This is a genomic window from Micromonospora orduensis (assembly GCF_006228125.1).
In the GTDB taxonomy this organism is placed as follows: domain Bacteria; phylum Actinomycetota; class Actinomycetes; order Mycobacteriales; family Micromonosporaceae; genus Micromonospora; species Micromonospora orduensis.
The window spans coordinates 1-12,435 of sequence record NZ_VDFY01000195.1 but is presented as its reverse complement, the minus strand read 5'-3'; the positions used below and the strand labels follow the sequence as shown (position 1 = coordinate 12,435).

Sequence of the window (12,435 nt, the reverse complement as noted above, 5' to 3'; positions counted from 1 at the left end):
CACCGAGCCGCCCGCCACGACGTCCACATCGTCACAGCCGCCACCAGCAACAAGCCGAACAGCAACACCAAGAAAACGAAGACCCCGAATAGCCCGAGGCCACGACGCACAGGTTAAAGATCAAGCTTGGCGTTGTACCAGAACAGCCCCATCCCGCCCACCGAGGTGAGGGTGGCGTCGGAATTGGTGAAGCTGCCCGGACCGGCCTGCGACCAACCGGCCGTCGACCCGTTGAACAGCGGGGTGTAGCCGGTCTCCGGCCGGCAGTCGGCCTTGCTCCGGCCGGCCGCGTACCGGATGCCGCCGAGCAGGTGCGCCCGGAACGCCGGCTCCGCGTACGACGCCTGGGTGTGCCCGGCGCCGGTGTAGAAGGACCGGCCGCCGCTGTAGCTCTTGCACCAGCTCAGCGGGTGGTCGGCGCCCATGCCGCCGCCGGAGTACGACGACTCGTCCAGGGTGGCCAGCACGTGCGCGGTGGACCTGGCGTTGGTGCGGTAGTTGTACCACTCGTCGGTGCGGGTCCAGGTCTGCGGCAGGTGCGCCGTCGCCGCGTGACCCCGGTCCTCGACCTTCATGTTGGCCTGCTGGATCGCCGGGTGCGAGGCGAACCACGCGCCGACCAGGTTGCCGTAGAACGGCCAGTCGTACTCGGTGTCGGCGGCGGCGTGCACGCCCACGTACCCGCGACCCGAGCCGATGTACGACTCGAAGGCGGTCTGCTGACTGGCGTTGAGCACGTCGCCTGTGGTGTTGAGGAAGACGACCGCCTCGTACTGGGCGAGGTTGCCGGTGGTGAAAGCGGCGGCGTCCTCGGTGGCGGTCACCGTGAAGTTGTTCGCGGCGCCCAGGTCACGGATGGTCTGGATGCCGACCGGGATCGCGTCGTGCCGGAAGCCGGCGGTCTTGGAGAACACCAGCACGTCGTACGGGGCGTCAGCGGCGCTGGCCGGGGTGGCCGGAGTGGTGCAGGCGAGAACGGCGAGGGCGGCCATCGCCGCGCCGAGGACGGGTCGCAGGATTCTCATGGCAGGGTCCACTTCTGGTTGGCGGCGGCGGTGCAGGTCCACAGGTGGACCACCGTGCTGTCGGCCGAGTTGTTGCCCGAGACGTCGAGGCACTTGCCGGACGCCACGTTGCGCAGCGTGCCGTCGGCCTGGGCGGACCAGTTCTGCGCCCCGGTGCCGTTGCAGGTCCAGAGCTGGATCTTGGTGCCGTCGGCGGTGGCGCCACCCGAGACGTCCAGGCACTTGCCCAACGACTTGATCGTCGAGTTCGGCGTGACCGCCCAGGTCTGCGCGGCGCTGCCGTTGCAGGTGTAGATCTGGATCTGGGTGCCGTCCGCGGTGGCGGCGTTGCGCACGTCCAGGCACTTGCCGCCCAGACCCTTGATCGCGCCCGTCCCGCCGGCCGGTGGCGTACCGGTGACGAAGGTGAACGCGTCCAGGTCGAAGAGCGCCCCGGTGCCCGATCCGGCGAACGTCAGGTAGAGCGTCGTCGTACCGGTCGGCGGGTTGCTGATCGCCCCGGTGACCGTGGTGAACGTCTCCCAACCGCCGGTCACCGGGACCGTGGCCGAACCGAGCACCGTGCCGGTGGCCGAGCCGGCCCGGACCTGGAGGGTGCCGCCGGCACCCGCCGAGGAGACCCGGGCGGTGAACGAGGTCACGTTGCCCAGCCGGTACGGCTGGAACGCGATCCAGTCGCCGTTGTTGATGTCGCCGACGGTCTTGCCGCCCTCGGCCGGGGTCTTGCTGAACACGTTGATCCCGGACGAGGTGCCGAAGAACTCGGCCTGCCGGTGCCGCGGCGGCAGCGTGTGCTGGGTGTGCGTGGTCAGCCCACCGGCGTCGGTGTACTCGGCGTCGAAGATCGCGAAGATGTTCGCCGCATCGTCGTGCTCACCGTCGACCGGAATGGTGATCGAGCCGGAGCAGCCGGTCTTCGAGGTGATCTGGTGCCCGTGCTGGTCGTGACCGAGCACGTAGGTCATCTTGACCTTCGTGCAGTCGATCGTGCCGTCCTCCGGGTCGGTCACGGTGATGCTGAACGGCACCGTGTCACCGAAGCTGAACAGTTGCCCGTTGCCGGGGCTGTTGATGGTCACCGTGGGCGCGGTGTTGCCGACGCTGATCCGCACGCTGCTGCTGCCGGTGGCGCCCTGCGGATCCCGCACCGTCAGCGTAGCCGTGTAGGTGCCGTTCGTGGTGTACGTCTTCGTCGGGTTGGCGGCGGTCGAGGTGGTGCCGTCACCGAAGGCCCACGAGTAGGTGAGCGCGCCACCTTCGGGGTCGGACGAGCCGGCCGAGGAGAAGGTCACCGCGAGCGGGGCGGCGCCGGAGGTGCGGTTGGCGCTGGCCACCGCGGACGGCGCCCGGTTGCCGCCGCCGACGTAGTCGAAGCGGTAGAGCGCCGAGTTGGCGTCACCGTTGAAGTATCCGGTGCCGTAGTCGAGCACGTAGTACGCGCCGTCCGGGCCGAACGCCGAGTCCATCACCTGCTTGCCGACCCACGGGAAGGTGTCGATGGTGCCCCGGGAGCCGTCGGCGTTGACGTGGATGGGCTTGATCCAGCCCCGGCCGAACTCGGTGGCGAAGAACTGCCCGTCGAAGGACTGCGGGAACTTCGTGGTGGAGGTCGACGAGGCGTTGTACCGGTAGACCGGGCCGCCCATCGGCGACTCGGAGCCGCCGCCGAACTCGGTGGGGGTGCCGGCGTCGCCGGCGTACCGGATCCAGGCCGGCTGGGCCGGCGGCAGGGTGGTCAGGCCGGTGTTGCGGAACGAGTTGTTCGTCGGCCCGCCGGTGCAGTTGTACTTCGCCCCGCCGGTGTTGGTGGCGAAGTCCCACTCGTTGTACGTCTCGGTGGTGGTGTTGGTGCCGGTGCAGTACGGCCATCCGTAGTTGCCCGGTGCGGCGACCCGGTTGAACTCGACCTGACCGGACGGTCCACGGGTGGAGCTGGTGGAGCCGGCGTCCGGCCCGTAGTCACCCACGTAGACGACGCCGGTGGCCTTGTCGACGCTGATCCGGAACGGGTTGCGGAAGCCCATCGCGTAGATCTCCGGGCGGGTCCTGGCCGTGCCGGGCGCGAACAGGTTGCCCGACGGGATGGAGTACGTCCCGTTGGCGTTCACCTTGATCCGCAGGATCTTGCCGCGCAGGTCGTTGGTGTTGCCGGCGCTGCGCTGGGCGTCGTACGCCGGGTTGCGGTTGGTCCGCTCGTCCAGGGGCGAGTAGCCGGCGGACTCGAACGGGTTGGTGTCGTCGCCGGTGGAGAGGTAGAGGTTGCCGGCGGCGTCGAAGTCGATGTCCCCGCCGACGTGGCAGCACAGGCCGCGGTCGGCCGGGACGTCGAGCACGTCGACCTTGCTGGCCTGGTTGATGGTGAAGTCGGCGTTGAGGGTGAACCGGGAGAGGCGGTTCACTCCCTGCCAGGCCGAGAAGTCGGTGCCGGTGGCGGGTGCGTCGCCGCCGGGGGTGGAGAGCGGCGGGGCGTAGTAGAGGAAGATCTGCCGGTTGGTGGCGAAGTTCGGGTCGACCCCGACGCCCTGCAACCCCTCCTCGTCGTGGTTGTAGACGGCCAGGGTGCCGATCACCGAGGTGGTGCCACCCGCGTCGGTGCGGCGCAGGGTGCCGTTGCGGGCGGTGTGCAGGACCGAACGGTCCGGCAGCACGGCGAGCGACATCGGCTCGCCCATGTCGGAGACGCCGCGGGCCAGCTCGACCTGCTGGAAGTCGCTTGCGGTGATGGTGTGCGCCTGGGCCGGTGCGGCGTCGAGCGCGAGTGCGACGGTGCCGCCCGCGATCGTGAGCAGCAGTGCCGATCCGGCGGAGAACCATCGTCGGGACCGGTGGGTGGGTGCGTCCTTCATGGACATCTGTGCTGTCCCTTCCTGACGGATGCCAGGCCGGGCGCGCGCCGTCGCGCCGGATGCCGTAGCGGTGGTGGAGGTCGATGGGTTACCGCGCCGCCGGTTCACCTCGACGAAACATTGTCGTGTTGGTCACGACACTAAATTGTGGCATGTCGATGTGTCTATACCTTCCGGTGATCCGGCAACAACTTTCGTCGATCTCACCGAAAGTCGGCAGGATTCAGGCGCTGCGGTCGATCGCCTGCGCGGCCAACGCGACAAGCGCGGACCGGGCCTCGTCGGCCACCTGGGCGCTCTCGAGGGCGGTCAGCGCCGCCTCGGTACGGACCCGGATCATCTGCTCGATCCGCTCCCGCGCGCCGGTCCCCTCGATGATCGCCCGCAGCTCCGCCGCCCCGTCGGAGTCCAGCGCGGGATTGCCGAACAGCTCCCGCAGCCGTGCGGTCTGCGTCCGGTCGGCGGCGCTGCGGGCCAGCGCCATCATCACCGTCGGCTTGCCCTCCCGCAGGTCGTCGAGCACCGACTTGCCGGTGACCGCCGGGTCACCGAAGACGCCCAGCACGTCGTCGCGCAGCTGGAACGCGTCGCCCAGCGGGTCACCGAACTCGCCCAGCGCCTCGATCAGCTCGGGCCCGGCGCCGGCCAGCGCGGCGCCGATCTGCAAGGGGCGGGTCACCGTGTAGCGGGCCGCCTTCATCCTTATCACCGTGAGCGCGCTGGCCACCGAGCCGTCGCCCACCCCGGAGACCAGGTCCAGGTACTCCCCCGCGATCACCTCGGTACGCATCAACGCGAACACGCCGTAGCCGCGGTGCACCTGCTCGGTGTCCAGCCCACACTCGTGGAACATCTGATCCGACCAGGCCGCACAGAGATCGCCGCAGAGCAGCGCGGTGTTGCGCCCGTACGCCTCCGGGTCGCCACGCCAGGACGAACGGGCGTGCAGGTCGGCGAAGAGCCGGTGCACCGACGGCTCACCCCGACGGCGGTCGCTGCCGTCGAGGATGTCGTCGTGGATCAGCGCGAACGCGTGGAACAGCTCCAGGGCCGCCGCCGCCACCACGATGGGGCTGCCGTCGGCGGCGCCCGCCCCGCGCCAACCCCAGTAGCAGAAGAGCGGACGCAGCCGCTTCCCGCCGGCCAGCACGAACCGTTGCAGCGCGGTGAACACCCCGCGCGGCGCGCCGTCCGGCCAGTCCGGCCCCTGCCGGTCGAGGAACGCGGCCAGCTCCGCGTCGAAGCGCGCCCGCAGCCCGCTGGTGTCGGTGGGCGCGACGGTGACCGTCATGTCCGCTCCCCCGACCCGTCCGCACCGTCGGCGCCTAACCCGGCCAGCTCCAGTAACAGCCCCTTGACCTCGGTGGCGGCGATCTTCTCCCGGGCCGCGCCCGGGTCGGAGCAGAGCAGCACCGGGGCGTCCGCCGGGTCGTCCGGCAGCCGCCCGTGCGAACCGCGTACCGCCCGGGCGCCGGCGTCCAGGCCGACGGCGCTCATCAGGTACCGCATGCCGACCTTCTTGCGGGCCAGCGCCTTGGCCGCCCGCAGCTTCGCCGCCCCGGGGTTGGCCGGGTCGAAGAACAGCTCGGCGGGGTCGTACCCGGGCTTGCGGTGGATCTCGACCAGCCGGGCGAAGTCCGGCGCGCGGGCCTCGTCGAGCCAGTAGTAGTAGGTGAACCAGGCGTCCGGCTCGGCCACCAGCACCAGCTCACCGGCGCGCGGATGGTCCAGCCCGTGCGCGGCCTTGCCCTCGGCGTCGAGGACCTCGGCCACCCCGGGCAGGCCGGCGCAGAGCTTCGCCACCGCCGGCACGTCGGCCGGATCCTTGACGTAGACGTGCGCGACCTGGTGGTCGGCGACCGCGAACGCCTTCGACGTCCACGGGTCGAGGTACTCCATGCCGGCCTGCGTGTGCACCCGCAGCAGCCCTTCGGCGCGTAGCAGCCGGTTGACGTCCACCGGGCGGGACACGTCGGTGATGCCGTACTCGGACAGCACCACGACTGTGGCGTCGCGGGCGCGGGCGGCGTCCAGCAGTGGCCCGAGCACGGTGTCCAGCTCGGCCGCCGCGGCGGCGGCCTGGGCCGACGAGGGACCGAAGCGTTGCAGGTCGTAGTCCAGGTGCGGGACGTAGACCAGGGTGAGGTCGGGCGACACGTCGGCGAGGATCTGCTCGGCGGCCTGGCAGATCCACCGCGACGACGGCAGCCCGGCCGTCGGCCCCCAGTAGGTGAACAGCGGGAAGGTGCCCAGCCGGCCGGTGAGCGCGTCGTGCAGCTCCGGCGGGTCGGTGTAGCAGTCCGGCTCCTTGCGCCCGTCGGCGTAGTACACGGGACGCGGGGTGACCGTCCAGTTGACGTCCGCGCCCATGGCGTACCACCAGCAGACGTTGGCCACGGTGTAGCCGGGCTCGGCCTTGCGGGCCGCCTGCCAGAGCTTCTCCCCGCCGACCAGCGCGTTGTGCTGCCGCCACAGCAGCACCTCGCCCAGCTCCCGGAAGTACCACCCGTTGCCGACGATGCCGTGCCCGCTGGGCGGTTCGCCGGTGAGGAAGGTGGACTGCACCGAGCAGGTCACGGCGGGCAGCACGGTGCCCAGCTCGGCCCGGAAGCCGCCGTCGGCGACCCCGCGCAGCCGGGGCATGTGCGCCAGCAGTCGCGGGGTCAGCCCCACCACGTCGAGGACCACCAGTCGTCGGCTCATCGCGTCACTCCCGTGTTCAGGGTGCGTTCCGGGGTCAGCCCGAGGCCGACCAGTTCGTCACGGGCGAAGGCCAGTTCGGCGGCGATTCCGCCGGCCAGCTCCGCGTCGGTGCCCGGCCGCCGGGCGGCCGGCAGCACCCCCCAGGTGTACGTCTCGACGTCGAGGTGGTCGCACCCGGCGGCCGGGCCGCTGTAGAGCGCTCTCAGTGCGGCGCGCAGAACGGGCAGGGTCGATCCGAGCGGTTCCTCCGGCGGGGCGTGCAGGGGCACGTGGTAGTGCACCCGCCACGGGCCGGGCAGCGCCCGGTCCAGTGCCTCGTCCAGGTCGTCGGCGGCGTACGCCTCGTCGGCGGGGTCGCTGCCGCCGGCGCACCCGGCGCCCCGGGTCTGGTGCATGAAGCGCGGCTCCACCCAACGGTGCAGCGCGTCGGCCCCACCGACCGGGTCGGCGGCCTCGACGGCGGCGGAGACCTGCACCTTCACCACCGGCAGCCCGGCCGTCCGGAGCCGGTCCAGTGCCGCCACCGGGTCCTCCCAGGCGCACGCCAGGTGGGCCAGGTCGAGGCAGATGCCCAACCGCTCGGTGTCCATCCCGGACAGCAGCGCGGCGGCCTGACCGGTGCTCTCCACCACGCAGCCCGGCTCCGGTTCGAAGCCGACCCGCACCTCGCGGCCGGTGTCCCGCTGCACCGCCGCCAGGCCGGCGGCGAGCTGGTCCAGCCGGCGTCGGGCCGCGTCGGCCCGCTCGGCGTCCCAGGGTTGCCGCCAGGCCAGCGGCAGGGTGGAGATCGAGCCGCGGGCCGCGTCGTCGGGCAGCAGGTCGGCGAGCACCCGGGCCAGATCCAGGGTGTACGTCAACCGCTGCTCGGTGGTCCAGTCGGGGTGGTACACGTCCTTCTTGACCACCGGGGCTTGGAAGGCTGCGTACGGGAAGCCGTTGAGGGTGACCACCTCCAGCCCGCGCGCGTCGAGTTCGGCGCGCAGCCGGCGGCGCAGCGTCGGGTCGGCGGCCAGCTCGGCGGCGACCGGGGCGGCCAGCCACAGGCCGAGGCCGAGCCGGTCGCTGCCGAGCGCCTCGCGGACGGCCACGGCGTAGGTGTCCAGTTGACCGAGGATGCCGGCGAGGTCCTCGGCGGGGTGCACGTTCGTGCAGTACCCGAGGTGGACGGTGTCGCCGCCGGCATGTCGCAGCCGCATCAGCTGCCGCCGCGCAGGATCGAGTTGCCGGTCTGCGGGTCCACGGCGGCCGGGTCCTCCAGGTCGCTCAGGTCGAGTCGACCGGACTGCCCGTAGAACTCCACCGGGTTGCGCCACAGCACCCTGTCGATGTCGTCGTCGCTGAACCCGGCCTGCGACATCGCCTCGCCAGTGGCCCGGGTCAGCAGCGGGTCGGAGCGCCCCCAGTCGGCCGCCGAGTTGACGAGCATCCGTTCGGTGCCGTACTCGCGCAGCAACCCGACCATCCGCGACGGGGTCATCTTGGTGTCCGGGTAGATGGAGAAGCCCAGCCAGCAGCCGCTGTCGCGGACCAGCTTGACGGTCACCTCGTTGAGGTGGTCGACGACCACCCGTCCCGGGTCGATGCCGGACTCGGCGACCACGGCGAGGGTTCGCTCGCATCCGCGCGCCTTGTCCCGGTGCGGGGTGTGCACCAGCGCCGGCAGGTCGTGCGCCACGGCGAGGGCCAACTGGGCGGCGAACGCCTCGTCCTCCTCCGGGGTCATCGAGTCGTACCCGATCTCGCCGACCGCCACCACCGCGTCCTTGTCCAGGTAGCGGGGCAGCAGGTCGAGGACCGGGCGGCAGCGCGGGTCGTTTGCCTCCTTGGGGTTCAGCGCCACCGTGGCGAAGTGCCGCACCCCGAACTGCCCGGCCCGGAACGGCTCCCAGCCGATCAGTGAATCGAAGTAGTCGGTGAACGAGGCGGCGCTGGTGCGCGGCTGACCCAGCCAGAACGACGGTTCCACCACGGCGCGGACGCCGGCGGCGGCCATCCGTTCGTAGTCGTCCGTGGTGCGCGAGGTCATGTGGATGTGTGGGTCGAAGATGCGCATGTCACGCCTCCCGGGGCAGTGCGGCGGTGAGCCGGTCGAGCAGGTCGGTGGCGTCGGCGGGCAGCTCCCGGCCGGCGGCGTGCCGTTCGGCGGCCAGCGCGGCCAGCATGGCGGCCAGCTCCCCGTCGGCGCGGGCGTCCAGGTCGGCCACCGCGGCGAGGGGAACGCCGCTGAACACGCACTTGAGCACCGCCTGCCGCCAGGCCGCCGCGTCGAGGTGCCGGGCGTACGGGCCGAGGGCGGCGGCGACCAGCCGGGTGTCGTTGGTCCGGATCGCGTCGTGCAGCAGCGGCACCCCCGCGGCACCGATCGGCAGCAGCGGCAGGGCGCGCAGCACAGCCCGCCGCTCGGCCGCGTCGCCGTGCCGGTAGAGGGTGTCGGCGTACGCGGCGTGGTCGGCGGGCAGGGCGGTGAGCAGCAGCACCCGCGCCGCGTCGTCGGCGGTCCAGCCGGGGGCGTCGGGCAGCGCGCCGCGTCCGCAGCGCCGGCCGGCGGCGGGGAAGAGCCGGGTGATCTCGGTGGGCTCGGTCGCGACCCGGCGCAGCGCCGTGTCCAGCCAGTCGGGATCGGGTACGCCTCGCAGTGCGGTCCGTAGTGAATCCGGTGTCATCCCGTCTCCTCCCTCGTGCTGCTCCCAGGCGCCCGCCCCCGCCACCCTTTGCTCTGCACCTACATATGCGCCGGAGCCTCTGTGGCGGGTGTCGCCTCGGCGGGTGCAGAGCAAAGGGTGCTGGCAGGGTGGCAATCGGTGGCCGTCTCGGTGGCCGTCGCGGCGGCGGCGCGTAGGAATTCGATCGACCGGGCCGCCACGGCCGGTGCGGCGTGTGAGTCGCGGGGCAGCTCCACCGCGACCAGGCCCCGGTAGCCGGCCTGCGCCAGGGCGGCCAGCACCGGCGGGAAGTCGATCTCGCCGACGCCGAACTCCAGGTGCTCGTGCACACCCCGGCGCATGTCGTCGATCTGCACGTTGACCAGGTGGTCGGCCACCTCGGCGACGCACTGCGGCACCGGCCACGGCTCCAGGCAACGGCAGTGTCCGATGTCGAGGGTGATGCCGAGGCGGGCCGGTGCCCCGAGGGCGGTGTGCAGTCGACGCCAGTCGGCGATGTCCTCGACGAGCATTCCGGGCTCCGGTTCGAAGCCGAGGGTGACGCCTGCGGAGTCGGCGGCGTCGACGACTGTGGCGCAGCCGGCGACCAGACGGTCCCAGGCGCACTGCGCCGACACCGCCTCGGGGCGTACGCCAGCCCAGAACGAGACCGCCTCGGCGCCGAGGTCGGCGCCGATCCGGACGGCCCGCCGCAGGAACTCGATCCGCCGCGTCGGGTCGTCGTGCAGCAGCGTCGGGGCGTGCTTGTGCCACGGGTCGAGCAGGTACCGGGCCCCGGTCTCGATCACCACGGCGAGACCCAGCTCGCTCAGTCGTCGGCCGACGGCCGCGATCCGGCGGGTGAGGCCGGGCGCGAACGGGTCGAGGTGGTCGTGGTCCAGGGTGAGCGCGACCCCGTCGTAGCCGAGGTCGGCGATCACGGCAAGCGCGTCGTCGAGTCGGTGGTTGGCGAAACCGTTGGTGCCGTACCCCAGGCGCAGTGTCGTCGCGTCGGCGGCCGGCGGCGCGGGTCGGGGCGCGGGGGCGGTCATGTCGGGGACATCTTCCGGGCCAGTCGCCTGCCCAACGGCGCCGCCGCCGCGACGGCGACGCCGAGCAGGCCGGCTCCGCCGCGTGCCGTGAGCGCCCCCTGGAGGGCGGGTAGACCGGTGATCCCCGCGCCGACGGCGGCACGGACCCGCCCGGCCGACGGGTCACGGACCACCTCGGCCTGCGCCGCGCCGTACCGGGCGGCGTACCAGCCGGCCAGCACGGCGGGCAGCACTGCCGCGATCCCGGCGCGGCGGGTGCCCGGCGCCGCGATCCCGGCGCGGCGGGTGCCCGGCGCGGCGACGGCGGCGCTGGCGGCGACCAGGGCGGTGCCGGCCATCGTCCGCATCGGCAGAACCCTGTCGGCGCCGGTGACCTCGCGTCGGGACAGCGCGGTGACCGTCCAGGTGTGCGCGGCGACGGTAGCCGCCGCCGGCAACGCCCGGGTCAGCCGGCCGCCGGACGCGCCGAGCAGCACGTCCAGCCCCCGGCAGGCGGCCATCACGGCCGGCCCGGCGGCGGTGTTCTTGGCCAGCAGGTCGTACCCCCAGATGGTGGCGGCCAGGGGCGCGGCGAGCGCGGCGGCGCGGCGACCGCCCACGGCGGCGGCCAAACCCACGCCGGCGGCGGTGAGGCCGGCGGCGAGGCCGACCGCGGCGGTCGGGGTGACCCGGCCGCTGGGGATCGGCCGCTCGGGCCGCTCGACGGCGTCCAGGCGGCGGTCGGCCCAGTCGTTGGCGGCCATGCCGGCCCAGTAGAGCAGGACCGACGCGCCTGCCAGGGCGGGAGTACGCGGGCCCAGCGCGCCGGCCGCCGCCGCACCGGCGACCACGTCACCGGGCACCGAGAGCGCCGCCGGCGCCCGGACCAGCTCGGCGACGTCAGCCAACGTGGTCATGGCCACCGTCCCGGCCGGCGTGCAACTGGCGGGTGAACTCGGTCAGCCGGGTCCACTGCTCGGCCAGCGAGTGGGTGGGGGCGCCGAGCGGGTCCTTGAAGAAGAAGCCCAGCTCGGGCAGCGGCCCGACGTGCCCGGCGGCGTGCGCGGCGGCGGTGAGCCGGGCCAGGTCCAGCACCAGCGGCGCGGCCAGCGCGGAGTCGCAGCCGTGCCAGGTGAACTCCATCCGCATGCCGGTGCCGAGGAAGCCGGCGAACGTGATCAGATCCCAGGCGGTCTTGAAGTCGCCCAGCTCCTCGACGTACTCGATCCGGGTGCCGCCCTGCGGGACGTAGCCCAGCGTCTCGCCGAGCACCCGCTGCTTGCTCTGCACCTTCGCCGCGTTGGCGGCCGGGTCGGCGAGGGTGGCGCCGTCGCCGCCGCCCAGCAGGTTCATCCCGGACCACGAGCGCACGGCCAGGTTGCGCATCGCGAACATCGGCGCGAGCACCGACTTGACCAGGGTCTCCCCGGTCTTGCCGTCGTGCCCGGCGTACGGCAGTCGCAGCTCCTCGGCCAGCGCGGCCAGCGCCGGCAGCCGCAGCCCGGTGGACGGGGTGAAGTCGACGTACGGGCAGCTGGCCAGCAGCGCCGCGTACGCGTACAGGGAGCTGGGCGGCAGCACCTCGTCGGGGCCGGTGAGCGCGGCGCGCAGCGCGTCGGGGTCGGCGTGCCCGGGGTGCGGTCGGGGGGTCGGTTCGGTGGCGGAGACATTGACCACCACCACCCGGTCCAGTGCGTGCCGTTCCCGGAAGCTGGTGAGGTCGTCGACGGCGGCGGCGGCCCGGTCGGCCTGGGTGACGCCGGCCGGCGCGGGGCGCAGCTCCTGCTCGACGGCGGCCAGCTCGTCGGGGAGCGCGGCGACCAGCCTGCCGGGGACGACACCGGCGTCGGCCAGCGCCTCGGCGCGCTTGCACAGCGGGGTGGTGGCCAGGTCGTGCCCGCCGAAGACCAGGTCGGCGAAGGACGGCAGGGCGGGACCGCGCAGCTCGGGCAGTTCCGTGACGCAGCCGGTCGGCCCGGCCAGGCCGGCTCGCAGCGCGAGCCCTCCGACGATGCTGGTGGTCGCGACCGAACCGCGCGCTCCCACCAACCAGACACCCGTTCGCATGGTGCTCCCTCCTCATCCAGAGGAACCGTCGGTGTAACTAAATATAGGAATATCAGAATATTGTTCGGAAAGATACGCCCTGGGTGGATGGGGCCCCGCCCGCCCGGCCCTCACCGGGACG

General features: G+C 72.8%; 9 protein-coding genes and 1 pseudogene. All 10 read right to left on the bottom strand.

The annotated features are described in order from the left end of the window. Nucleotides 1–125: 125 nt before the first annotated feature. Nucleotides 126–1,025, bottom strand: a pseudogene (locus FHG89_RS22520) (ThuA domain-containing protein); the annotation flags it as partial. Continuing rightward, complete coding sequence (locus FHG89_RS22515; RefSeq protein ID WP_208761059.1) at nt 1,022–3,877, bottom strand: PQQ-dependent sugar dehydrogenase; 2,856 nt, start codon at nt 3,875–3,877, stop codon at nt 1,022–1,024. The gene FHG89_RS22515 and the pseudogene FHG89_RS22520, both read right to left, overlap by 4 nt. Before the next feature lie 217 nt (nt 3,878–4,094). After that, on the bottom strand, nt 4,095–5,162 hold the full coding sequence (locus FHG89_RS22510; RefSeq protein ID WP_139586406.1) for a polyprenyl synthetase family protein: 1,068 nt from the start codon (nt 5,160–5,162) through the stop codon (nt 4,095–4,097). Beyond that, the gene (locus FHG89_RS22505; protein ID WP_139586405.1) at nt 5,159–6,574 is read right to left on the bottom strand and encodes an alkaline phosphatase family protein; all 1,416 of its coding nucleotides are present in this window, start codon (nt 6,572–6,574) and stop codon (nt 5,159–5,161) included. Before FHG89_RS22505 ends, FHG89_RS22510 begins: the two co-directional genes overlap by 4 nt. After that, nucleotides 6,571–7,770: a metabolite traffic protein EboE gene (gene eboE, locus FHG89_RS22500; RefSeq protein ID WP_139586404.1), complete on the bottom strand. Its 1,200-nt coding sequence runs from the start codon at nt 7,768–7,770 to the stop codon at nt 6,571–6,573. The genes FHG89_RS22505 and eboE overlap by 4 nt, the downstream gene beginning before the upstream one ends. After that, on the bottom strand, nt 7,770–8,627 hold the full coding sequence (locus tag FHG89_RS22495; protein WP_139586403.1) for a TatD family hydrolase: 858 nt from the start codon (nt 8,625–8,627) through the stop codon (nt 7,770–7,772). Before FHG89_RS22495 ends, eboE begins: the two co-directional genes overlap by 1 nt. Nucleotide 8,628: 1 nt before the next feature. Beyond that, nucleotides 8,629–9,237, bottom strand: a complete 609-nt coding sequence (locus tag FHG89_RS22490; protein WP_139586402.1) for an EboA domain-containing protein — start codon at nt 9,235–9,237, stop codon at nt 8,629–8,631. A gap of 59 nt (nt 9,238–9,296) precedes the next feature. After that, nucleotides 9,297–10,268: a sugar phosphate isomerase/epimerase family protein gene (locus FHG89_RS22485; RefSeq protein WP_139586401.1), complete on the bottom strand. Its 972-nt coding sequence runs from the start codon at nt 10,266–10,268 to the stop codon at nt 9,297–9,299. After that, nucleotides 10,265–11,164, bottom strand: coding sequence for an SCO3242 family prenyltransferase (locus FHG89_RS22480; RefSeq protein WP_139586400.1), 900 nt, complete (start codon nt 11,162–11,164; stop codon nt 10,265–10,267). Before FHG89_RS22480 ends, FHG89_RS22485 begins: the two co-directional genes overlap by 4 nt. After that, nucleotides 11,148–12,314 (bottom strand): inositol-3-phosphate synthase, encoded by a 1,167-nt coding sequence (locus FHG89_RS22475; RefSeq protein ID WP_139586399.1) that lies wholly within the window; start codon nt 12,312–12,314, stop codon nt 11,148–11,150. The genes FHG89_RS22480 and FHG89_RS22475 overlap by 17 nt, the downstream gene beginning before the upstream one ends. Between the last annotated feature and the right edge of the window lie 121 nt (nt 12,315–12,435).